This window comes from Paraburkholderia unamae, assembly GCF_003096875.1.
Classification (GTDB): domain Bacteria; phylum Pseudomonadota; class Gammaproteobacteria; order Burkholderiales; family Burkholderiaceae; genus Paraburkholderia; species Paraburkholderia unamae.
The window spans coordinates 37757-59289 of record NZ_QEOB01000039.1 but is presented as its reverse complement, the minus strand read 5'-3'; the positions used below and the strand labels follow the sequence as shown (position 1 = coordinate 59289).

Annotated in this window: 22 protein-coding genes and 1 pseudogene; 18 read left to right on the top strand and 5 right to left on the bottom strand. The window is 65.6% G+C overall.

What is annotated here, in order from left to right:
• Positions 1–12 precede the first annotated feature (12 nt).
• The 3 genes from C7402_RS42980 (at position 13) to C7402_RS42970 (ending at position 2223) form a co-directional block, all read left to right on the top strand.
• Positions 13–1254, top strand: coding sequence for a cystathionine gamma-synthase family protein (locus C7402_RS42980; RefSeq protein WP_116614878.1), 1242 nt, complete (start codon positions 13–15; stop codon positions 1252–1254).
• 238 nt (positions 1255–1492) lie between these two features.
• Positions 1493–1903 (top strand): RidA family protein, encoded by a 411-nt coding sequence (locus C7402_RS42975; protein WP_116614877.1) that lies wholly within the window; start codon positions 1493–1495, stop codon positions 1901–1903.
• A 62-nt stretch (positions 1904–1965) separates the two neighbouring features.
• Positions 1966–2223: a hypothetical protein gene (locus tag C7402_RS42970; RefSeq protein ID WP_116614876.1), complete on the top strand. Its 258-nt coding sequence runs from the start codon at positions 1966–1968 to the stop codon at positions 2221–2223.
• A 38-nt stretch (positions 2224–2261) separates the two neighbouring features.
• Here the strand turns inward: C7402_RS42970 and C7402_RS42965 are convergent, their stop codons facing one another.
• Complete coding sequence (locus C7402_RS42965; RefSeq protein WP_165842124.1) at positions 2262–3989, bottom strand: caspase family protein; 1728 nt, start codon at positions 3987–3989, stop codon at positions 2262–2264.
• Between the two features lie 406 nt (positions 3990–4395).
• Between C7402_RS42965 and C7402_RS42960 the strand changes: the two genes are divergently transcribed.
• The 8 genes from C7402_RS42960 (at position 4396) to C7402_RS42925 (ending at position 12180) form a co-directional block, all read left to right on the top strand.
• The gene (locus C7402_RS42960) at positions 4396–5472 is read left to right on the top strand and encodes a type IV toxin-antitoxin system AbiEi family antitoxin (RefSeq protein ID WP_116614874.1); all 1077 of its coding nucleotides are present in this window, start codon (positions 4396–4398) and stop codon (positions 5470–5472) included.
• On the top strand, positions 5429–6352 hold the full coding sequence (locus tag C7402_RS42955; RefSeq protein WP_116614873.1) for a nucleotidyl transferase AbiEii/AbiGii toxin family protein: 924 nt from the start codon (positions 5429–5431) through the stop codon (positions 6350–6352). Before C7402_RS42960 ends, C7402_RS42955 begins: the two co-directional genes overlap by 44 nt.
• Positions 6353–6527: 175 nt before the next feature.
• Positions 6528–7496, top strand: coding sequence for an AraC family transcriptional regulator (locus C7402_RS42950; RefSeq protein WP_116614872.1), 969 nt, complete (start codon positions 6528–6530; stop codon positions 7494–7496).
• Between the two features lie 144 nt (positions 7497–7640).
• Positions 7641–8207 carry a carboxymuconolactone decarboxylase family protein gene (locus tag C7402_RS42945; protein WP_116614871.1) on the top strand — a complete coding sequence of 189 codons (567 nt, stop codon included), beginning with the start codon at positions 7641–7643 and terminating at the stop codon, positions 8205–8207.
• Complete coding sequence (locus C7402_RS42940; protein ID WP_116614870.1) at positions 8204–9346, top strand: acyl-CoA dehydrogenase family protein; 1143 nt, start codon at positions 8204–8206, stop codon at positions 9344–9346. The genes C7402_RS42945 and C7402_RS42940 overlap by 4 nt, the downstream gene beginning before the upstream one ends.
• Complete coding sequence (locus C7402_RS42935; RefSeq protein WP_116614869.1) at positions 9343–10134, top strand: ABC transporter ATP-binding protein; 792 nt, start codon at positions 9343–9345, stop codon at positions 10132–10134. The genes C7402_RS42940 and C7402_RS42935 overlap by 4 nt, the downstream gene beginning before the upstream one ends.
• Positions 10135–10163: 29 nt before the next feature.
• Positions 10164–11354: an ABC transporter substrate-binding protein gene (locus C7402_RS42930; RefSeq protein ID WP_116614868.1), complete on the top strand. Its 1191-nt coding sequence runs from the start codon at positions 10164–10166 to the stop codon at positions 11352–11354.
• Positions 11326–12180, top strand: a complete 855-nt coding sequence (locus C7402_RS42925; protein ID WP_116614867.1) for an ABC transporter permease — start codon at positions 11326–11328, stop codon at positions 12178–12180. Before C7402_RS42930 ends, C7402_RS42925 begins: the two co-directional genes overlap by 29 nt.
• Positions 12181–12238: 58 nt before the next feature.
• Here C7402_RS42925 and C7402_RS42920 read toward each other — a convergent pair whose 3' ends face one another.
• Entirely contained in the window at positions 12239–12523 is a 285-nt protein-coding gene (locus tag C7402_RS42920; protein ID WP_116614866.1) for a CppA family protein, read from the bottom strand.
• Between the two features lie 477 nt (positions 12524–13000).
• On the opposite strand from C7402_RS42920, the gene C7402_RS42915 reads away from it, so the two are divergent.
• The 3 genes from C7402_RS42915 (at position 13001) to C7402_RS42905 (ending at position 15717) form a co-directional block, all read left to right on the top strand.
• Entirely contained in the window at positions 13001–14083 is a 1083-nt protein-coding gene (locus tag C7402_RS42915) for a zinc ribbon domain-containing protein (RefSeq protein WP_133254649.1), read from the top strand.
• 60 nt (positions 14084–14143) lie between these two features.
• Positions 14144–15268, top strand: a complete 1125-nt coding sequence (locus tag C7402_RS42910) for a TAXI family TRAP transporter solute-binding subunit (protein ID WP_112177872.1) — start codon at positions 14144–14146, stop codon at positions 15266–15268.
• A gap of 65 nt (positions 15269–15333) precedes the next feature.
• Positions 15334–15717: a nuclear transport factor 2 family protein gene (locus tag C7402_RS42905; RefSeq protein ID WP_116614864.1), complete on the top strand. Its 384-nt coding sequence runs from the start codon at positions 15334–15336 to the stop codon at positions 15715–15717.
• 22 nt (positions 15718–15739) lie between these two features.
• On the opposite strand, the gene C7402_RS42900 is transcribed toward C7402_RS42905, so the two are convergent.
• Positions 15740–16711 carry an AraC family transcriptional regulator gene (locus C7402_RS42900; RefSeq protein WP_116614863.1) on the bottom strand — a complete coding sequence of 324 codons (972 nt, stop codon included), beginning with the start codon at positions 16709–16711 and terminating at the stop codon, positions 15740–15742.
• A 94-nt stretch (positions 16712–16805) separates the two neighbouring features.
• Between C7402_RS42900 and C7402_RS42895 the strand changes: the two genes are divergently transcribed.
• Entirely contained in the window at positions 16806–17639 is an 834-nt protein-coding gene (locus tag C7402_RS42895) for an oxidoreductase (protein ID WP_116614862.1), read from the top strand.
• A 617-nt stretch (positions 17640–18256) separates the two neighbouring features.
• Here C7402_RS42895 and C7402_RS46625 read toward each other — a convergent pair.
• Positions 18257–18895, bottom strand: coding sequence for a hypothetical protein (locus tag C7402_RS46625; protein WP_133254648.1), 639 nt, complete (start codon positions 18893–18895; stop codon positions 18257–18259).
• A 229-nt stretch (positions 18896–19124) separates the two neighbouring features.
• On the opposite strand from C7402_RS46625, the gene C7402_RS46620 reads away from it, so the two are divergent.
• Positions 19125–19514: a hypothetical protein gene (locus C7402_RS46620; RefSeq protein ID WP_133254647.1), complete on the top strand. Its 390-nt coding sequence runs from the start codon at positions 19125–19127 to the stop codon at positions 19512–19514.
• 106 nt (positions 19515–19620) lie between these two features.
• Here C7402_RS46620 and C7402_RS42890 read toward each other — a convergent pair.
• Positions 19621–19753, bottom strand: a pseudogene (locus C7402_RS42890) (LysR family transcriptional regulator); the annotation flags it as partial.
• Positions 19754–19875: 122 nt separating this feature from the next.
• On the opposite strand from C7402_RS42890, the gene C7402_RS42885 reads away from it, so the two are divergent.
• Positions 19876–20631: an SDR family NAD(P)-dependent oxidoreductase gene (locus C7402_RS42885; protein WP_116614861.1), complete on the top strand. Its 756-nt coding sequence runs from the start codon at positions 19876–19878 to the stop codon at positions 20629–20631.
• An 85-nt stretch (positions 20632–20716) separates the two neighbouring features.
• Complete coding sequence (locus C7402_RS42880) at positions 20717–21448, top strand: pirin family protein (RefSeq protein WP_116614884.1); 732 nt, start codon at positions 20717–20719, stop codon at positions 21446–21448.
• Positions 21449–21533: the final 85 nt, after the last annotated feature.

Genomic DNA, 21533 nt, shown 5'->3' with positions numbered 1-21533 from the left:
GACGGAGAAGGAATGAGCAAGCAAGGCTTTACCACGGGCATCGTTCACGGCGACAGAATCGCGGGCACCGAGCACGGCGGCGTGCGCCAGCCGATTCACACGTCCGTGCAATATGGTTTCGAACGCGTCGAGGATCTGATCGGCGTGTTCCAGGGCACGAAAAAGGGCGGCTTCAACTACGCGCGGCAAGGCACGCCCACGACCGCCTCGCTCGAGCGCAAGATCACGAGCCTCGAAGAAGGCGTCGGCACGATCTGCTTCAGCACCGGCATGGCCGCGATCACGGCGACGTTCCTCACGCTCCTGCGCGCGGGCGACCATCTCGTGTCGAGCCGCTACGTGTTCGGCAACACCAACAGCCTGTTCGGCACGCTGCGCACGCTCGGCGTCGAAGTCACGACCGTCGACGCCTGCGACGTCGAGAACGTGAAGAACGCCATTCGCCCGAACACGCGCATGGTGTTCGTCGAAACCATCGCGAATCCGGGCACGCAGATTCCCGACCTGGAAGGCATCGGCAACGTGTGCCGCGAGCGCGGTCTCGCGTACGTCGTCGACAACACGATCACCTCGCCCGCCTTGTTCAAGCCGAAGGCGGTTGGCGCGAGCCTCGTCATCAACTCGCTGACGAAGACCATCGCGGGCCACGGCGCCGCGCTCGGCGGCGCGGTGACCGACACGGGCCTGTTCGACTGGAGCGCGTATCCGAATATCGCCGACGACTACCGCCGTTCGGCGCCGAAGGACCAGGGGCTCTTGCAGATCCGCAAGAAAGGCCTGCGCGACATGGGTGCGGCGTTGTCCTCAGAACAGGCGCACTCGATCGCCATGGGCGCGGAAACGCTCGCCTTGCGCGTGAAGCAAAGCAGCGACAATGCGCTCGCGCTCGCGCAGTTTCTCGAAGGACACGACGCCATCGGCAAGGTGTTCTATCCCGGCCTGAAAAGCCATCCTCAATACGAGATCGCGCAGAAGCTGTTCAAAGGCGCTTCGTGGCTGCTCGCGTTCGAGTTGCTCAACGCGGATCGCATGATCGACGTCGTCAATGCGCTGCAACTGCCGATCAAGGCGACCGGCCTCGGCGACACGCGCACGCTCATCATTCCTGTTGCGCCGACGATCTTTTTCGAAGCGGGGGCGGCAACGCGCAAGGAAATGGGCATCTCCGACGGCATGCTGCGGCTTTCCGCGGGCATCGAGGATATCGACGACCTGATCGCGGACTTCTCGCAAGCGCTCAAGCTGGCGGCGTGACGCGCGCCGTGTGGCTTTGAGTGTGGCCTTGAATGTGCCCTTGGTCGCGAGCCATGAAACCCCGCTGCGCGGGGTTTTTCATCTCTCACGGGGCCCAGCCGCTTTCTCAGCCACGGCGTAGACGCCATGCGTAAACGCCTCTTGCGCGCTCGCAGCCGGCTCAACGCCGCATCGCATGCGATCCGCTCGATGACCCCGCCAACGGTGCATCACCGTATCAACCTTGCCACGAATTACCATGACAGACCGCGAATTGATCGTCCCGCCCGCGATGCAACGTATCGTTGAACGCGCCGGATATGTACCGGCCGTGAAAGTCGGCGCCACCGTTTTCTGCGCCGGCCAGGTCGGACGCACCGCCGATCTCGAAGTGATCGCCGACCCGGAAGCGCAATTTCTGGCGTGCTGGGAAAATCTGCGTGTCGTGCTGGAGGCGGCCGGATGCGGCTTTGAAGATGTCGTCGATATGACGACGTACCACGTGCAGATGAGCACGCACATGCCCGTTTTCCGCGAAGTGAAGAATCGGGTCTTTCCGCGCGGCACGTGCGCATGGACGTCGATCGGCGTATCCGAACTCGCGCATCCCGGCTTGCTGGTGGAGATCAAGTGCGTGGCCGTGCAGCGCAATCCGGCTGCGAACGCCTGAATATCGGCGCATGCCCCGCAGCGGGCAATGTGTCCCCCGCGCATGTTCAAAAAGGAGCGCCCATGAAGTTTTCGAATTACCTGTTGCTGGTCGCCGTGGCGCTGTCCACGACCGCTCACGCGCAAACCTCGCAGACGTTTCACTTTGGCGAAGGCGAGAGCTCGCCGCAACGCGCTCACGCGAATTCCGCGCCGCCGCCGCCCGGCCAGGCGCAACCCCAACCGCAGGCGAAGTCCAAACCGAAGTCAAAGCACAAGCAGCACCACCGGCACCATACAACGCGCCAATCGCCGCTTCAGGACCCGTATTCGCACCCCTGATCCGGCAAAGGCCAGGCACGGACCTCGCCCGCCGGACATCATGCTCCCTCGGTCACGTCCACCGCGTGTTGCCGAAGCATCACGAGGTCCTGTCTTTCCCTGCGATGCCCACCGCCGCCTCCTGCACGATAGCTTCTGGAGCGGCCGGTGGGGCGATTGACCAGTTCGATCCTGAGCGGGAAGTTGATGCCGGGCACGATCCAGTATTTGCGCTCCGCGCTCACCGAACGACGCCCCACGCCCTCGTAGATTTCAATCCAGCCACTGCCTTCGATCCGAAACGCGTTGAAGGTCTGCTGCGCCGCCGTGATGGGCTCTCGGGCGACGATCTTCAGGTCGAGTGAAATGAATTGCTGTCCGTATTCAGGATGATCCGCGTGCCATGCGGCGGTCCATTGCTTGCCGATCTGAATTTCGGTGGGAGCGAGTTGCGCCGGTACGTCGTTCACGCCGCCATGCGGCGAGACGATCACATTGCCCATCGAGTCCCATACCCAGCGTCCGTCGTTTCCTTCAACGCGGTCCGCATCCAGATCGACTTTCGTAATGCGAACGCGATAGCGCCGTTCAGGCAGCCCCGTCAGGAGATCGCTCACCAGAAATATCGCTTCGTCGTCGACCGTGAAGTGGCGGCCGAGCGGATAACGCCCGGCGGAAAACGGATTGGCCGATGGCCGGTTCAGATTGGCCAACGTATCGCCCGACGCGACTTCAATTGTCGTGGCGCCCTCCTCGTCCGCGTCGCTCGACACGAGTGCGGAACTCGCCGGAGCGGGCGTGACCGCCATCGAAGCCGCCGCCGTCGCGGCTTGATGACCACGGGACACCGCGAGCAAGCGCGTCAGCCGCATTTGCGCGATCTCGGCGAAGCGGCCATCCGGAAACTTGCGCAAGTAGGCAACCCAGTCGTCGGGGTTGCGTGACGACTTGATCCGCATCCAGGTGTCGAGATCGTCCCGCGTGATGACTTCGATCTCCGCGTCGGTGAGCGGCTTCGCGTCGTTTTCGAAGATGTACACGTCGTTCTCGAGCGACGTCGATTCCCACGGAATCTGCCCGCCGTTCGACATGAGCTGCACGTTCAGGCGCACGCGCTTAAACGCGTCCTCGATCCGCGTGGCCGTGCGCGACAGTTCGCGCACCAGGCTCCCGGTGTACAGGCCGTTGTTCGCGTCGCCGTCGTACGCAACGCTGCCCGGCGATGTGGCATAGGCCAGCAGACTGCCCACGGGTGCGTCGAACTGGCTGAGCCCCGCTTGCGCGGGCCGGTATGTGCCGTTGAACGGATCATTGCGACACGCATCGAGAATGACGACGTATGTCTTTCCCTTCGCCTTCGCAAACGCGTCGAGCAACGCGCCGAGATCGACACAGCGCGATCGGAGTTCGTCGCCGGTGCTCACGTGCGCGTCCACCGGAATCAGATAGTTGTGCCAGTCGAGTTGCGCGCCATGCCCCGCGTAATAAAAAATCGCCAGCTTGACATCGGCATTCGAAAGGCTCTGGCCGAATTGCTGGATGGCGGACAGACAGGCATCGCGATTCGCGTCGAGCTGTGTGTCGACGTGAAAACCCGCCTTGCTGAGCAAACCCGCCATTGCCTGCGCATCGTTTCCCGGATTGCGCAGCGCCATGTGCGGATAGTGGCTGTTGCCGATGACGAGCGCGACCCTGGAGGCCGCATCGGAGCCCGCCCGGCTTGTCGCGGACGCAAAGAGTGACGGCAAGACCGGCAACGCGCCGATGAACCTGCGACGGGTGATCACTGTTCCCCACGCTGAGTCAGCAAACGATGCTGGGTGCATCGTTTCCGGAAAGAACTTCCCGGCCGGTTAGCGGCGCGCCAGTCGCGCCTTGCCTCTGCCGGACACCGCCTCTCATTATCCCGTTCGTTGCCTGTGGAAGGACCGTGAAGGTCCGGGAAAATGTGCGATAGCGAACGGTTTATACGGCGCCGGCAAACGCGAAGTCCCGATCCGGTCCACGTTTCAGGCAGTGTCTGTACGTTTTATTTTCTTCGTCCTCAATTAGCGTACATATCGATTAAGCGTACAAAAAAGCCATATCTCGATAATTTCCCCATAAAATTCAATCGAGTAGGCATCTTGTACGTTATTTGCACAGTGTTCTTTTTTAACGTACACTAAAAAATAACATACAGGAGTGTCCTTGATGGCTGCCACCCACCGCCTTTCCGCCTCGGAGCAGATGGCGCTTAGCCTGGCATGCGAAGCCTTCTCGGACGCCACGCATCGCTACCACGCCGAACCGGGCTTCAGCCCCCCCTCGCGCCCGCCCAGGGTCGACGCGTCGGTGCGCTTTTCGGTTTCCGGCAAGCAGTTCGAGATGCCCGTGGTGATCGCAACGAACCCCGCCAGCGCCTCGAGCGCCGGCATTCGTCTCGCGAGCGCCGCAGCCGGGCCGAAGTCCGGCCGGCCGGTCATGCTGGTCACCCAGCATGTCACGGCGAGGCTCGCGCAGAGCCTTATCGCGAAGGGTATTCCGTTTCTGGACACCGCCGGCAACGCCTGGCTCGACGAGCCCGAGGCCACGATCATGATCGTGGGGCGCAGCAAACCTGCGCTCGCGCAAAGCGACACACGTTCGCGCTCGACAACCCCAAAGGGCTTGCGCGTAACATTCGCGCTTGCGACTCAACCGGGCCTCGTGCAACAGCCGTACCGCACGATTGCGCAAGCGTCGGGCGTGGCGCTGAACACCGTCAACCTCGCCGTCGACGACCTGATCGCACGAGGGCTCGTCGTTCACAAGGGCAACCGGCGCGTGCTCGCCAACCCGCGCCGCATGATTGACGAGTGGGCAAGCCTGTACCCTGCCCGCTTGCGGCCAAAACTCATGGCGCAGCGCTTCACGAGCGGCGTGGGCGTCGACTGGTGGCAAGGCGCGCATCTTTCGGGGCTCGAAGCGCGCCTGGGTGGCGAGTGCGCCGCCGATCTCCTCACGCACGAGATCAAGCCCGCGTCGGTCACGGTCTATGCGCGCACAGCCGCGACGCTCGCGCTCAAGAAAACCGCGCGCCTGCGCGCCGACCCGCAAGGCGAAGTCGAAATACTCGAGTCGTTTTGGCCCGAAACTGCCGAGCGCAACTGGGACGTCCCGCCGGGCGTCGTCCATCCGCTGCTCGTCTACGCCGACCTGATCGCCACGGGCGACAGCCGGCACCACGCCGCTGCACAGACCGTCTATGACCGCTTCCTCGCAAACACCGGTAGTCAAGGTGCCGGCTGACCGGCCGGTCCCCGCGCTCACCATCGCGCTGCTGTCCGCCGTAAAAGACGCCTGCGGGCAACTTGGCGCGCACTTCGTGCTGGCGGGCGCAACCGCGCGCGACATCCAGTTCTGGCACCTCCGGGGCATCAAGTCGCCGATCGCCACCCGCGACGTCGACGTGGCGGTGTGCGCGCTCAGTTGGGAGTTTCATCAGACGCTGATCGACCGGTTGCTTGCGAGCGGCCACTTCACGCGCGACGCAAAAGCCCAGCAAAAGCTCATCTTTCAGCGCGAGACCGACGCATTTGGCGTGCAACTCGACCTCGTTCCCTTCGGTCCGGTCGAGGCGCAGCCCGGCACGATTGCCTGGCCGCCCGACGGCGACATCGTCATGACCGTGCTGGGCTTTCAGGAGGCGGTGGACACCGCCGAGCAGATCGACATCGGCGAAGGACAGGTCGTTCCGGTCGTGACGATTCCCGCTTTCGTGCTGCTCAAACTCATGGCGTGGCAAGACCGGCGCACGTCGACATCCACCGACGCCTCGGACATCCTGTTCGTACTCCGTAAGTTTTTCTTCGCGGGCAACACCGACCGGGTGTACGACGAGGCCATGGACCTGCTCGAAGCCAGCGAGTTCAAGGCCGAGATCGCCGCCGCAGGGCTGCTCGGGCGCAACGCCCGGGACGTCGCGCGCCCCGCAACCCGCGCGGCGGTGCGCGCGCTGCTCCGGTCGCGCACAACCTACGCCACGCTACAGTCGGACCTGCTCGCGCGCGCGGCGACGCTCATGCTTGGCGAGTTCGTCGACGACTCGGACGATTTGCTGGCCGCCTTCACCGCGCAGTTCGTTGCCGATCCGCCCGCCAGCGGCCTCGCTGACGATGATGGCGGCTAGCCGGCCAGCAGGCCCAGGAAGCAGCCATCAAGCCGCAACGCCTGGCGAAGCGGCGCGGACCTATACGAAACCGTAGATAAGCATCTGACGATATCTTGGTTGCATCGACGCCGGAACGGATTATGGTGGGAGATCCTGCGTCAGGTCTGTCCGCGCTATCCGCAAGCTGGAACGTATGCCTTCTCATGTCGATGCTTTCTCCGCCTGGCTGCTCGAAGGTCTTGAACCGACGAGCACACTCTTTCACGTAGGCCAGTATTGCGGCGAGTGGCAGGCTTCGACAAGCGGCCTTCGGCGTGCGAGCTTTCATGTGGTGCTGCACGGCCGGTGCTGGCTCCATGTGCCGGCGCGAGCGCAACGCCCCGCGCGCAGCGTGCCGCTCGCCGCGGGCGACGCCGTGTTCCTGCTCGCCGATTCGCCCCACTGTCTTTCGCCCGATCCGCTCGCGCCCGAGCGCGGTCGCGAAACGGCGCGCGCAGGCACGATGACGCCGCTCGACCCAGACGGTCGCGAAGCGCCCGGCAGCCTAGGTCTTGCCTGCGGCTTCTTCGAGTTCAAAGCGGGCCTCGACGATCTCATGCTCGGCCTGCTGCCCGATCACGTGATCGCGCGTCACGATCAGTCGGCGCTGCATGGCGCGCGCCAGATTTTCGAGTTGATCCGGGCCGAGGCGCTGCTCGATCCGCACACGCCTTCGCCACTCATTGCGCGTCTAACTGGCCTGCTGTTCGTCTACGCGCTGCGCGCGCTCGACGGCAACGACGAACTCGCGCCCTGCTTCTGGTCGCTCATGCGCCGGCCCGCGTTCGCTCCGCTCGTCGCGGCCATCGTCGCCGAACCCGGCAAATCCTGGACCACGGCGAGCATGGCCGAATTCAGCCATATGTCGCGCGCGCGCTTTTGCAAACTGTTCGCGGAGTTGTCGGGGCAGCCGCCCGCGCAATTCGTCACGCTCGTGCGCATGAAGCTCGCGGCGTCCATGCTGAGCACGGGGGCCAGCACGCCCGATGCGGCGGAGCAAGTGGGCTATCAATCGGAATCGGCGTTCGCACAGGCGTTCAAGCGCGTGACCGGCGTGCAGCCCGGCGCGTGGCGGCGCACCGCTAAGGATGCCGAATCGCTCGCGCACGTCGCGCTCCATTGAGTGCCACGTATGGACGATGTAGGGAAATCGCGCGAAAACCGCACGCAAGACAAATCCGCATGAATCGCAGACGCGCGCGCATTGTTCGCCGTTGCGCGCGACAACATAATCGCACCACTTTCACCGAATCTGCGAGGAACCGTCATGAGCCGTCTGCCGCTGCACACCATCGAAAGCGCGCCTGAAGCGAGCCGCCCGTTCCTGGAGCGCTCGCAGGCCGCGAACGGCTTTCTGCCCAATCTCGTCGCCTCGCTCGCCAACGCACCCGTCGCGCTCGAAACGTATTTGACCGTCGGCGAGATCAACGCGCGCAGCGGCCTCACGCTTGCCGAGCGCGAAGCCGTGCAGATCACCGCCGCCGCGATTCACGGCTGCGGCTTCTGCGTGGCGGGCCACACCGCCGTCGCGCTCAAAAAGGCGCAGTTGCCCGACGCCGTGGTTGGCGCGCTGCGCGACGGGCGTGCGAGCGGCGATGCTCGGCTCGACGCCGTCGCCACGTTCGCGCGCGAGGTGATCGCCACGCGCGGCGCGGTGCCCGACGCCGCGCTCGCCGCGTTTCGCGAAGCCGGTTTCAGCGACGCGAACGCGCTCGAAGTCGTGCTCGGCGTGAGCCTCGCAACGCTGTGCAACTTCGCGAACAACCTCGCGCAAAACGAGCTCAATCCTCAACTGGCCGCCTATCGCTGGGAAGCGGGCGTGCGCGCGGCATGACGAGCGTGCGGCTTCACACGCTGCCCGCCGATCTCGCGGCCTGGCTCGACGCGCACGCCGAGGCCATCGACGCCCACTCGCGCGGCGACAATCACGCAAGCGAGATCGTGCCGCGACTCGCGCGCGCGGGCCTCTTTCGCGTGGGCGTGGCCGCTGCGCTGGGCGGAGCGGGCGGCACGACCGTCGACGCCATCGAGGCGATCGCCGCCGTCGCGCGCCATTCGCTTGCGAGCGCGTTCGTGTTCTGGGGCCAGCGCACATTCATCGAATACCTGCTGCAAAGCGATAACGACGCCCTGCGCGCGCGCTGGCTGCCCGCGCTCCTTTCGGGCGAGCACGCGGGCGCGACGGGACTCTCGAACGCGATGAAATACCTCTGCGCGATCGAGCCATTGCAGATGCGCGCCACGCCGCTCGACGCCGGCGCCACACGCTTCGCGCTCGACGGCGCGTTGCCCTGGATCACGAATCTGCGCCCCGAAGGCTTCGTGGTCGCCGCCGCGTTCGACCGCCACGACGGCGCGCCGCCCGCCCTCTTCGCCGTACCGCACGACGCGCCGGGCGTCACGCGCAGCGACGACCTCGACCTGATCGCCCTGCGCGGCAGCAACACGGCCGCGCTCACGCTCGCGCACACCGAGCTCGACGCAAGCTGGCTGATCGCCGCCGACACGCCTGCCTTCCTCGCGCGCGCCCGCCCCGCGTTCCTCGGCCTGCAATGCGGCATGTCGATTGGCCTCGCGCGCCGCGCGCTCGAATCCGTCGATGCGAGCAGCCCTGCCGTGCGCGCGGCGCTCGCCGATGACGCCGCCGCACTGCGCGCCGAACTCGACACGCTTACCGCGCGCCTCTACGAAGGCGTGGCAAGCGGCGCTTTCGTCGCGCAGCCTGCCGCGCAATTCGAAGTGCGCATCGGCCTGGCCGATGTGGTCGCGGCCGCCGCGCGTCTGGACGTGCAGGCAGCGGGCGGACGCGGCTATTTGCGCGCGCAGGGCGCGGCGCAAACCACAAACGCCACAAGCATGACGAACGACACCGCGCGCCGCAGCCGCGAAGCCGCCTTCGTGCCCATCGTCACGCCCACGCTCGTGCAGTTGAAAAACCAGCTCGCGCAGCATCGCCGCAGCGAGGCCGCATGAGCGGCGGCGCGCACGCAGCGCCCGCGGCGCGTATCGCGTTGCGCGGCATCCGCATGGGCTGGCAGCAGCGCAACGTGCTCGACGGCGTCGATCTCGACGTGCACGCGGGCGAACTCGTGTCGATCCTCGGGGCGAGCGGCGCGGGCAAGTCCACGCTGCTGCGCATCGCCGCCGGGCTGATCGCGCCGGCCGCGGGCGAAGTGCGCGTGGACGGCGCGCGGCTCGACGGCACGCGCCCCGACGTCGCGCTCGCGTTTCAGGACCCGTGCCTGCTGCCCTGGCTTTCGGTCGAGCGCAACGTGGCGTTCGGCCTGAACTTCCGCCGCCAGCCCGCACTCACGCGCAGCGTGCGCCAGGCGCGCGTGGCAACGGCATTGCAGGCCGTGGGCCTCGCACATGCCGCGCATCTCGCGCCGCGCCAGCTTTCGGGCGGCATGGCGCAGCGCGCCGCGCTCGCCCGTGCACTCGCACGCGAGCCGCGCACGCTGCTGCTCGACGAACCGTTCGGCGCACTCGACGAAGTCACGCGCGCCGACATGCAGCGCCTGCTCGTGCAGGTCGTACGCAACACGCAGGCCGCGACGCTGCTCGTCACCCACGACATCGACGAGGCGCTGCTCGTTTCCGACCGCGTGTGCGTGCTCGGGCAGGGCGGCATCGCGCTCGATCTCACCGTCGACGTGCCCGCGCCGCGCCACTCGCACGTCGAAGCGCTCGGCGCGCTGCGTGTGCGGCTCGTGAGCGCGCTGCACGACTCCATGGCGCGCACCGCCGCGCCCCACCTGTAAAACCCGCAACCCACGAGGACGACCACCGCATGTGCCAGTTTCCGATGACCCGCCGCGAGTGGCTCAAGCTCGCATCGCTTTTCACGGTCGCGGGCGCCGCGCCGCTGCTCAGCGCGCTCGACGCGCGTGCCGCGAGCGAACCGGACGCGCCGCTGCGGATCGGCTATCTGCCCATTACCGACGCGGCGCCCCTGCTCGTCGCGCACAACAACGGCTATTTCGCGCAAGCGGGCTTGCAGGTCGAAAAACCCACGCTGCTGCGCAGCTGGGCACAGCTCGTCGAGGCCTTCCTCTCCGGTCAGGTCAACGTCGTCCACCTGCTCTCGCCGATGACGATCTGGGCACGCTACGGCAGCCAGGCGAGCGCCAAGGTCGTGGCGTGGAATCACGTGAACGGCTCGGCGCTCACGGTCGCGCCCGAGATCGACAAGCTCGCGGATCTGGGCGGCAAGACCTTTGCCGTGCCGTTCTGGTACTCCATTCACAACGTCGTGCTGCAAGACATGCTTCGCGCGCAAGGCCTCACGCCGGTGCTCGCGAAGGACGGCGCGCTCAAGTCCAACGAAGTGCGCCTCGTCGTGATGGCGCCTTCCGACATGCCGCCCGCGCTCGCCGCGAAGCAGATCGCGGGCTTTATCGTGGCGGAGCCGTTCAACGCGGCAGCGGAGGCGCTCAAGGTCGGCAAGATCCTGCGCTTCACGGGCGACGTCTGGCGCGATCACGCGTGCTGTGTGGTGTTCATGCACGAACGCGACCTGACCGGGCGGCCCGCGTGGTCGCAAAAGGTCGTCAATGCGATCGTGCAGGCCCAGGTGTGGACGCGCGCGCATCCGCAAGAAGCCGCGCAACTGCTCTCGAAGAGCGGCGAGAATCACTACACGCCACACGCGGCCGGCCTGCTGCAAAGCGTGCTCGCGCCCACGCCCGCCGACGAAGCGCGCTATCTGGGCGACCGCGCCATCATTCACGGCGACTGGCACGAGAAGCGCATCGACTTCCAGCCCTATCCTTACCCCGCGTACACCGAGGAACTCGTGCGGCGGCTCAAGGCGACGCAGGTCGAAGGCAACGGGCAGTTCATCAAGGCGCTGGACCCGGCCTTCGTGGCGCGCGATCTCGTTGACGACCGCTTCGTGAAAAAGAGCATCGAAGCCGTCGGCGGCATGAAGACATTTGGCCTGCCCGCTTCGTATGCGCGCACGGAGACGATCGTTGTCTAGCCTGCCCGCCCACTCCGGCGCCGCACGAGGCGCCGCGCCGCCAGGCGAAGGCGCGCACCGGGAACGTGCGCGCGGCGTTCTGGCGCACGCTTCGCTCGGCGTGCTCGGCCTCGTGGCGATCCTCGCGTTCTGGGCAGCAGGCGTGGCGGTGCTCGCGCGCCACAACGCGCTCGCCGCGCAGTTCGGCCCGCTCGCGGCGCTGCAAACCTTCCCATCGCTCATCACCGACGACCGGTTGTTCGCGCATATCGGCGCGAGTCTGCGGCGCATTGGCGTCGGTCTCGCGTTCGCGATGGCGATAGGCGTGCCGCTCGGCTTTCTGATCGGCCGCGTGAAGGCGCTCGAAACGGCGCTGTCGCCCGCGCTGCAATTCCTGCGCATGATCTCGCCGCTTTCGTGGATGCCTATCGCCGTGATGTCGCTCGGCGTGGGCGACCCGCCCGTGTACTTCCTGCTCGCCTTCGCGGCGGTGTGGCCGATCGTGATGAGCACGGCGTCGGGCGTCCAGCATATCGACGCGCGCTGGGTGCAGCTTGGCGAAAGCCTCGCCGCGACGCGCGCCGAAATGCTCTGGCACATCTACGTGCCGGGCATTGCCGCGCATGTGCTCACGGGCGTGCGCCTCGCCATCGGCGTGTTGTGGATCGTGCTCGTGCCCGCCGAAATGCTGGGCGTGAGTTCGGGACTCGGTTACCTGATTCTCGATACGCGCGACCGGCTCGCGTATTCGGAGCTGATGGCGGTCGTGCTCGTGATTGGCGCGCTGGGCTTCCTGCTCGACCATGTGGCGCGGCAGCTCTATCGCCGCTTTGGCGCGCAGCGCTGATCCCGCGGGCTTCCCGGCGGCGGGAACACCGGCGGGAAGCCCGGAGAAGCCCCAAACATCAATGCGCGCGAGCCTTCACCGTGTTGCTCTGTGCGAGCATCTCACGGATGCGCGCGAGGTGCAGGTCACCCACCGCCGTATGAACGGGTGCAACCGAGCGCCCCCGGCGCGCAGCCGGCGGCCACGCGCCCAGGTACCGGCACAGCGCGGAAACGAACGGCCGCTTTCCTCCGGCAGCCAGCCGTTGCGCCGCCGCCCCGACGCGCTGCGCGCCCACGTTGGCGACCAACCATTCAAACGCCTGACGGTCTTCATCATTCACGATGCGGATCAGCGATTCCATGCCACGCTCCTACTGGACGTAAACACATACTGTTAATTTATACAGTATTTTGCACCGCCGCAAGGTGGATTTTGGATTGTGGCGTGAGTGGGCGTGGATCGGTGCCCCGGGGAATGCCTGCGAGTCACGACGCCAAATTGGGGTCTTATTTGCACACCCGCGCAGCGAATCCATCCGATCATTTAGCTATTCTTATGAATAAAAACGGCGCGCATAAAAAGCTTGCATGAACCGCAAGAAATCCCGCGATCCGATCGGTCACGCGCATGCGAGGGAATACGTTATGTGCGGTAGGCAACAGCGGACATTGACGCGCTGTGGGAAATCAACCATATTTTCCTGCAAGCGGTAGCGCTCGGACCAGCGCCGCCGCTTTCCTGTGCATGCAGATCGTGGGTTCCGCGAGGCCTTGCCGATCGCTTCAACAACGATTCTGAGCATGCCGAAATGGCATCGCCATAACGGTGGGACGCACGCATGTCCGCTCAGATTACTCACGACCCGAGTTACCCCTTTGCGTGCAAGCGCTGCGGTGGGTTGATCTATCAGCACGTCGACTTCTGCCCTTACTGCGGCACGGATCGACCGCTCGACACCGTTACGCTGGGCACGCATCCGAAAGCCACGCTGGAAGCGCTCGGTCCCACGGCGGCAGCGCCGCCCGTGCCTGCGGCCGCGAAGCTCTCACCGGCCGCCGCGCTGGCATCCGACCACCCGACGGCGCAGCCCGGTGATCCGCACCAGTTGCCCGGGCATGCGTTGCCGTTCGGGCTCACGAAACGATGGATCCTGACGAAGGGCCTCTTCCTTTTCTGGCTCGTTCTCATGTTCGGCTACGCCACCTATCTGCTGCTTGGCGACAATCGCAAGCAGGACAGCGCGAACGAAGATCAGAGCACGCACTCGTCGGGCGGCTCGGTCTCGACCTCTGCGTCCCGGGAAACGACGAACGCGACGCTGCCCCCTGCTGCCGACACGGGGGCGCCCGCTGCCTCGCCGCCGCCCCGTGCGACGCCGCAATACACGGATGTGGCCGACAGCTTGCGCGTCGCCCGCAGGAGCCTCGCGGAAAACAACCTGTTCGACGCGAAGGCCGCGAACAGCGCCGCACTCGCGCGCGACCCGGACAACGAGGACGCGCGCACGATCCAGCGTGACATCGCGGCGCGCGAGCAGCGGCGCGACAACGCATTGCAGGGCGCAGAGCGATGCGCGGCGCAGCATACCTGGGCCTGCGCACAGCAACAGGCGTCGGAGGCCCTGGCAATCGATTCGAGCAGCCAGCACGCGCAATCGTTGCTGGAGCGCGCCATCGTCGCAACGGCCTGGAAGCCGCTCGGGTCGCCGAATTCAACGAGTTCGACCGGTTCGACGAAGGCGCCCAATCCCGCTAATCCTGCGAATGGCGCCCCGCAAGCAACCACGACAGCCACGGCTAACCCGTCCGCGAACGCAGGCGCCGCGAATGCAGCGAGCAACGACCACGGCGTCGATGCTCAGGAGCGCGCGATCCTGCAAAACGGCTGGAAACCATCCACCCCAACCGGCACCGCACATTGAGCAGGACTCCATAACACTTCGAAGTCTGCCGCACCTCACCTCCAACGCGGGAGAGAGACCATGCTGAAAACGATTCTGGCGGCCCCGGTGGCCCTGCTGGCACTGATCGCCCTGTTTTTCACGACACTTTCCATGGCCGCCGCGCCAGACGCGCACTACCGCATCGTGACCGGCCCCGAGCGCGGCACCTACATTCAGATCGGTCAGGACCTGTCGAAATGGGTTGCCCAACCGGCCGGCATCGACCTCGAAGTGCTGCCCTCGAAAGGTTCGGCGGAAAACGTGCAGCGCATGCGTTTCGAGCCGGGCGTGAAGCTCGCGCTCGTGCAATCGGACGTCTATCAGGCTTATGTTGACATGGCCAATTCCGGCAACGAAGAGGCGGGCACGATGATTCGCCCACTGCGCCTCATCATGCCGCTCTATGACGAGGAAATTTACTTCGTCGTGCGCAACGACTCGCCGATGAAGACGATCAACGAGATCAAGGACAAGGTGATGAGCGTGGGGCTGATTGGCAGCGGCACTGCGCAATCGGCAAGCACGCTGTACCGCCTGATGTTCGGCCAGCCGATTCCCGAGCAGAACGCGCAGCACCTGAGCAATGAAGACGCGCTTGCCGCGCTGATCGTGAAGAAGATCGACGTTGCGATCATCGTCGCCGGGCAACCCGCGAAACTCTTCACCGACATGAACCCCGAGTTGCTACAGCAGATCCGCTTCCTGCGCGTCGACCCGAACGCGCCCGAAACGGCGCGCGCCAGGCAAACCTACTTTCCCGCGACGATCCACGTATCGAGCTACCCGAACTGGCTGAAAGAGGACGTGCCGACATGGACGGTCAAGGCCTTTCTCGTCACCTATGACTACAATCTGCGCGACACGGTCGGCAACCTGAAGCGCTTTGCCGATTCGCTCTGCGAGAACTTCGACAATCTCCAGGAACACGGCCACCCGAAGTGGAAGCAGGTGAAGCTCGAATTACCCGGTCTTGGCAAGGGGTGGCAATACTATCAGCCTGTCGAGCGGCGGCTGAAGGCGTGTTTCGCGCATCGCGCCGCGATGCAGGCGGCCAACAGCCCGGCCAACGGCGCGGCCGCGCCGCAAGGGGCCACCGCTTCGCAAAAGATCAACGGAAGGCCTTGTACGGACCAGGAGCGCCTGCTGCTGCTTTGCGGAAAGTAACGCGGCGCAGTACCGGACGCCGCTATGGAACCGTTGGCGAAGAACTCGCCGTCCGGAGGCACCCCATGACAGAAGCAAGCATACGTGACGCACTGGATGCGCATTGGCGCGCGTCGGCAGCGGGCGATCTCGACGCCGAGCACGCCATCTATGCCGACGATGCGATCTGTGATTATCCCCAATCGGCCGAGCGGATTGTCGGGAGAGCCAATTTGCAGGCGCTGCGCAGCCATCACCCGGACAAACCATCGGGCTTCAACGTAAGAAGAATTCAGGGCGAAGGCCCGCTTTGGGTGACCGAATACATCATTTCATACAAGGGGCGCGCCACCTGCACGGTCAGCATCATGGAGTTCAGGGGCACCCAGGTCGTTCACGAGACCCAGTACTTCTGCGATCCGTTCGACGCTCCGGCATGGCGAAGCCAATGGGTCGCGCGGATCACATGAGGCGAGTGGCAGCGAGCCCGTCTCAGTGCGACGACACATAGATCGCGTCGGCAAACGCTGCGGGAATCGCGAAACTCTCGCGCATGCGCCTCGCCTCCGCCGCCGGCGTCAAGCCGAACAAGCGCTTGAATTCCCTGCTGAACTGCGACGGGCTCGTGTAGCCCACGGCGTGTGCCGCCACCTCCGCGGTCAACGCCTCGCGCACCATCAGTAGCCTGGCCTCATGCAGACGCGTGGATTTCACATACTGCATCGGCGACACCTGCGTGACCGCCTTGAAGTGGCTATGGAAACTCGGCACGCTCATGCCCGCTTCCTCGGCCAGTTGCGTGACGTCGAGCGGCTGCGCGTAGCGCGCATGGATGAGGCGCAATGACCGGCCCACCCGGCCGAACTGTCCTCGCATGGCCAGCGCCTCGCGCATCGAGCTTCCCTGGGCGCCCGTGAGCACGCGGAAATACAACTCGCGCAGCAGGCCGTGGCCCAACACGGCGGCTTCGAGCGGACGCTGCATTGCCTCGAGCAAGTGCAGCACCGACGCTTGCATCGCGTCGTCCATGGGCGTCGACATCATGCTCTGCGGCGCTTGCACAGACTCCATCACGCCTGCGCGGTCGATCTGCGCCGCGAGTTCGGCGGCCATCACGAAATCGAGGTGAAGATACAGGGCGAGCAGCGGGCGCTCGCGCGTGGCGTCGGTCTCCATGCTGAACGGCACGGGCACGGACACGGCCAGGTAATGTCGCTCGTCGTAGAGATACAGCTGATCGCCGAAGTAGCCTCGCTTGCGGCCCTGGCAAACGATCACGATGCCGGGATCGTACAGAACCGGCGTGCGCGACAGCGGGCGGTTCGAGCGCAGGATGCGCACGCTCGGCAGCGGCGTGAGGTTGTAGCCTTCCTCGGGCGCCAACGCGCGCAACAACGTGACCATGCGCTTCTGGCTTCGCGTGGAAAGGTCCGCTGGCGGCAACGCAGCGCGCTTCATGCTCATAGTTTTGTGCAATATAAATAGCGAAATGTGGCTTATTCGGCCGCCGGCATCAGACTAGTATGCACTACCCAATCGACATTCAGGAGAAGCATCGATGGCATCCGGCAAAATCTTGCTCATCACGGGAGTCAGCAGCGGCTTTGGCCGCGCGCTGGCACAAGAAGCGTTGGCTGAGGGCCACACCGTGGTCGGCACCGTGCGCAGTGCGCAGGCCAAGCGCGATTTCGAATCGTTGTCCGCGCACGCCGCGCTGGGACGCATACTCGACGTGACCGACTTCGACGCCATCGACGGCGTCGTGTCGGAAATCGAAACGAGCGTGGGGCCCATCGACGTCCTCGTGAACAATGCGGGCTATGGTCACGAGGGCATCATGGAAGAATCGCCTTTGGCGGAAATGCGCCAACAGTTCGATGTGAATGTATTCGGTGCGGTGGCGATGATGAAAGCCGTCCTGCCTTTCATGCGTAAGCGCCGCCGCGGCCACATCCTGAATATCACGTCGATGGGCGGCCATATCACGATGCCTGGCATTGCCTACTACTGCGGGAGCAAATTCGCGCTGGAAGGCATTTCCGAAGCGCTTGGCAAAGAGGTCAAATCGTTCGGCATTGCAGTGACTGCCGTGGCGCCGGGTTCGTTTCGCACGGACTGGGCGGGCCGCTCGATGACGCGCACGCCGCGCTCGATTGCGGATTACGACGCTGTCTTCGACCCCATTCGCAAAGCGCGAGAGGAAAAGAGCGGCAAGCAATTGGGAGACCCGAGGAAAGCGGCGCGCGCCATGCTCGCCGCCATGGCGGCGGAGCACCCGCCAGCGCATCTCCTGCTTGGCAGCGACGCACTCGGACTCGTGCGGGAAAAACTGGCCGCGCTGGCGGACGAAATCGGTGCGTGGGAGGCTCTCACGGTGTCGACGGACGGTTGATGGCCGCCGGTGCGGGCAAGCTGTCGAGATTTTCTCGCGCCCGGCTCCGGCAGCCTTTTCTCGACCGGTTGTCATTGCAACGAACTTGTTGCCTCTTGCGCCTGGCCGAACACGCGCAGGTGATCCATCTCCTGGATGAATTCGTCGACGCATCGAATCGCAAGTCACGGATCGTCATTCGGTTCGTGTGCCGAAGCGCGTCCCAAGGATCGGGCGGACGACCGCCAGATGTCCGGCCAGAACGCGCAAGCAAGTATGAGAACCAGCGCATTCGGAAAACTACGCGTTGAATGCAAACTCATTAATTTGCATGACGAAATAAACCACAATCGACGTTCCTCCCTGACCACTGCATCCTGAAGCGACCAGGCGTTGCGTTCCGGCGAATACATCCGGTATCGCATTTATTTCGGTTCTGCCCAAGAATAGCCGTGTCATTCCCTGGTTCGCGTTGCGGCACATCGCTTGCGCGTCGACGTTGTTGGCGATCGGGCAATGCGCCTTTACGCGGGTCGGGCCCGCTTTTGAAGCGGTTTGTGCAAAAAGGGGGAGACGATGAACCGATCGATGAAACAGACAGTGGTATGGGTGCTGGCTCTGGCGCTTTCGGGTGCGGCTTATGGTGCTGGTGGCGGAAACGGCGGTGGTAATGGTGGTGGGAATGGCGGTGGGAATGGCGGCGGGAACGGCGGCGGGAACGGCGGCGGGAACGGCGGCGGCAATGGTGGTGGTAATGGCGGCGGAAACGGTGGCGGGAATGGCGGCGGAAAGGGTGGAAATTCTGGCGCAGGTAGTTCCGGTGCGGGTAGTTCTGGCGCGGGCAGTTCGGGAAGCTCAGGTAGCTCAGGTAGCTCAGGTAGCTCGGGTAGCTCAGGCAGCTCAGGCAGCTCAGGCAGCTCAGGCAGCTCGGGAAGCTCGGGAAGCTCGGGAAGCTCGGGCAGCTCGGGCAGCTCGGGCAGCTCGGGAAGCTCGGGAAGCTCAGGCAGCTCGGGAAGCTCAGGCAGCTCAGGCAGCTCGGGAAGCTCAGGCAGCTCAGGCAGCTCAGGCAGCTCAGGCAGCTCAGGCAGCTCAGGCAGCTCAGGCAGCTCAGGCAGCTCAGGCAGCTCGGGCAGCTCGGGCAGCTCGGGCAGCTCGGGCAGCTCGGGCAGCTCGGGCAGCTCGGGCAGCTCAGGTAGCTCGGGAAGCTCAGGCAGCTCAGGCAGCTCGGGCAGCTCGGGCAGCGCAGGCAGCTCCGGTGCAGCAGGCAGCGCAGGCAACGCGGGCGCCGGCGGCCCTGGAGGGCCGATGGGCCACGCCCCAGCGGGCGAAGCGATCGGCATGAGCGCAATCGCGGTAAGACCCGCCACCCCGGCCGATATGAGCGACTACGGCCCCCAAAGCGCGCCGGCCGCGGAACGCGTCATGAGCGCCGTGCCGCCTCCCCGGCCCCCTCCGCCCCATCCTCCGGCGAACTACGGGCCTCCCGGCACAGTGCCGGCAAACACCGTGACAGTCCCCCATCCGGCTGCGCCGGTTGTGAACGCCTATAGCCCGCCGAGCATACCCGCCACGAACGTCGCCGCGCCACCAGCGCCAGCGCCGGTCACGAGCAGCTACAGCCCGCCAGGCGTCACGCAAACCAACACTGTCCCGCACCCGGCCCCGGTTACGCACAACGCCAGCCCGCCCGGCGTAGCCGATACGGGCACGGCCACCGACATGGGCACAAGCGCGGACGCCTACACGGGCACCGGGGTCGATACGGGCGGCTATGGCCCGCCAATCCTCACGCCTGCGGGCGCGAAGCCACACACGCCGCCGAGCGCGCCACAGAACGCGAATTCGCCGGACTACTCCGGCAGCGTACGCACGGTGCCGGATACCCCGGCGCAGTAACACACAGGCCCGGTCCGGCACGAGCCAAAGCGCCTGTGCCGGGCAAACCGCGCCCGCGCGGCTGGACCGACATCTCGCGCGCGGCGCTCTCGGCTTCTTCGGCTTACCGGTAAATCTCCCCCGCCTTCTCGCAGGTCGTGCGGCCGAACTCCGTGAGCGCGGGCCGCCGCCGCAAACGAGCCTTCTTCCGCGACCTTGGCAAACATCGCCAGTCCTTCGAAATCGGGCATCTTCATCATTTCATTTTTGCAACGTTTGTTTGCGATCAATTCTATTTCGGAAAGATCGGCGCGTCGATATTCTCCTCACATCGCAGCACGCAACACCCCACCCACTCATCAAGCGAAGAAGGAGAAACACCATGGCACGCAAGCTCGAAGGCAAGATCGCACTCGTCACCGGCGCAACCAGCGGCATCGGCCTCGCCACCGCCCGCCGTTTCGCCGCCGAAGGCGCGCACGTCTACATCACCGGCCGCCGCCAGGCGGAGCTCGAAGCGGCGGTGAAGTCGATCGGCGACAACGCGACCGGCGTGCGCGTCGACTCGTCGAAGCCCACCGAACTCGACGCGCTCTATGCGCAGATCGGCGAGGAAAAGGGCCGCCTCGACGTGCTGTTCGCCAACGCCGGCGGCGGCTCGATGCTGCCGCTCGGCAGCATCACCGAGGAGCACTTCGACGACACCTTCAACCGCAACGTCAAGGGTGTCCTCTTCACGGTGCAAAAGGCGCTGCCGCTGCTTTCGAAGGGCGCGTCGGTGATCCTCGCGGGGTCGACCGCGGGCAGCGCGGGCACGGCGGCGTTCAGCGTGTATTCGGCTTCGAAGGCCGCCGTGCGCGCCTTCGCCCGCAGCTGGATTCTCGACCTGAAGGACCGCGGCATCCGCGTCAACACGGTGAGCCCCGGCGCGACGCGCACGCCCGGCCTGCTCGATCTCGCCGGCCCGGACGCCGCCCAGCAACAAGGTCTCGCCGACTACCTCGCCGCGCAGATTCCGCTCGCACGACTGGGCGAACCCGATGAAATCGCGAGCGCCGCGCTGTTCCTCGCCTCGGACGACGCGAGCTTCGTGAACGGCGCCGAGCTGTTCGTCGACGGCGGCCAGCAGCAGATCTGAGCTTCACGACACTCCACGGTGCATGCTGGGCGCGGACGGATCGCGCCCGGTATTCGCCATTTCATGCGCGCGGGGCATCGGCATCGTGATCGAACATCGTCCTTATCTTTCTCTTGGCTGCATCTCGCGCGACTGGCTAAAGTCGCGGCTGCACGTTCGCTTCGGCGACGCCGGGCGCGCGCAGCATGCGCCGCTCGGCGCGCTGCACGTCTGGAACGACGACGAGTTCGCGCCGCGTTCGGGCTTCGGCATGCATGCGCATCGCGACGTGGAGATCGTCACGTGGGTGCGCTCGGGCGCCATCACGCACGAAGACGACTCGGGCAATCGTGCGCGCGTCGTGGCGGGTTCGGCGCAGGTGATGAGCGCGGGCGCGGGCATGCATCACGCCGAGCGCAACGAGGAGGCGCTACCCACGCGCCTCTTTCAGATCTGGCTGCATCCTCGCACGCCGGGCGGCAAGCCGCGCTGGGCGATGCTCGCGTGCTCGCCCGAAAGCCGCGAAGGCCGCTTCGTGACGATCGCGAGCGGCGACCCGTGCGAGATCGACGCGGGCGCGCTGCCCATACACGCCGATGCGCGCGTGCGCGTGGCCACGCTGCGCGAAGGCGACACGCTGTGCTGGGCGTTGCCCGCGCCCGGCACGGCGTACCTCGTCGCCGATCATGGCGGGCTCGAGCTAGGCGGTGCGCGGCTCGCGCCGCGCGACGGCGCCGCGATCCGCGACGAGCGAACCGTCGTGCTGAACGCGCATGCCGACACCGATGTCGTGCTCGTCGAACTCCTGAGCAGCAGGAAAGGCGGGAACGGACGCTGAATCCGGCAAGCCTGACAGCAGGCAATCGCGGTCTTTGGGGGAATACCCGAAAAGACAACGCCGCGCCGGCGCTGTGCACTATGGC

Bases quoted from the DNA above. Each gene is read 5' to 3' on its own strand.
- C7402_RS42960 (WP_116614874.1), top strand. From the start codon at position 4,396: ATGGCTGCCACCCACCGCCTTTCCGCCTCGGAGCAGATGGCGCTTAGC.
- C7402_RS42885 (WP_116614861.1), top strand. From the start codon at position 19,876: ATGGCACGCAAGCTCGAAGGCAAGATCGCACTCGTCACCGGCGCAACC.
- C7402_RS42920 (WP_116614866.1), bottom strand. From the start codon at position 12,523: ATGGAATCGCTGATCCGCATCGTGAATGATGAAGACCGTCAGGCGTTT.
- C7402_RS42975 (WP_116614877.1), top strand. From the start codon at position 1,493: ATGACAGACCGCGAATTGATCGTCCCGCCCGCGATGCAACGTATCGTT.
- C7402_RS42950 (WP_116614872.1), top strand. From the start codon at position 6,528: ATGCCTTCTCATGTCGATGCTTTCTCCGCCTGGCTGCTCGAAGGTCTT.
- C7402_RS42905 (WP_116614864.1), top strand. From the start codon at position 15,334: ATGACAGAAGCAAGCATACGTGACGCACTGGATGCGCATTGGCGCGCG.
- C7402_RS42940 (WP_116614870.1), top strand. From the start codon at position 8,204: ATGACGAGCGTGCGGCTTCACACGCTGCCCGCCGATCTCGCGGCCTGG.
- C7402_RS42970 (WP_116614876.1), top strand. From the start codon at position 1,966: ATGAAGTTTTCGAATTACCTGTTGCTGGTCGCCGTGGCGCTGTCCACG.
- C7402_RS42930 (WP_116614868.1), top strand. From the start codon at position 10,164: ATGTGCCAGTTTCCGATGACCCGCCGCGAGTGGCTCAAGCTCGCATCG.
- C7402_RS42910 (WP_112177872.1), top strand. From the start codon at position 14,144: ATGCTGAAAACGATTCTGGCGGCCCCGGTGGCCCTGCTGGCACTGATC.
- C7402_RS42900 (WP_116614863.1), bottom strand. From the start codon at position 16,711: ATGAGCATGAAGCGCGCTGCGTTGCCGCCAGCGGACCTTTCCACGCGA.
- C7402_RS42955 (WP_116614873.1), top strand. From the start codon at position 5,429: ATGACCGCTTCCTCGCAAACACCGGTAGTCAAGGTGCCGGCTGACCGG.
- C7402_RS42915 (WP_133254649.1), top strand. From the start codon at position 13,001: ATGTCCGCTCAGATTACTCACGACCCGAGTTACCCCTTTGCGTGCAAG.
- C7402_RS42925 (WP_116614867.1), top strand. From the start codon at position 11,326: ATGCGCGCACGGAGACGATCGTTGTCTAGCCTGCCCGCCCACTCCGGC.
- C7402_RS42935 (WP_116614869.1), top strand. From the start codon at position 9,343: ATGAGCGGCGGCGCGCACGCAGCGCCCGCGGCGCGTATCGCGTTGCGC.
- C7402_RS42895 (WP_116614862.1), top strand. From the start codon at position 16,806: ATGGCATCCGGCAAAATCTTGCTCATCACGGGAGTCAGCAGCGGCTTT.
- C7402_RS42945 (WP_116614871.1), top strand. From the start codon at position 7,641: ATGAGCCGTCTGCCGCTGCACACCATCGAAAGCGCGCCTGAAGCGAGC.
- C7402_RS42980 (WP_116614878.1), top strand. From the start codon at position 13: ATGAGCAAGCAAGGCTTTACCACGGGCATCGTTCACGGCGACAGAATC.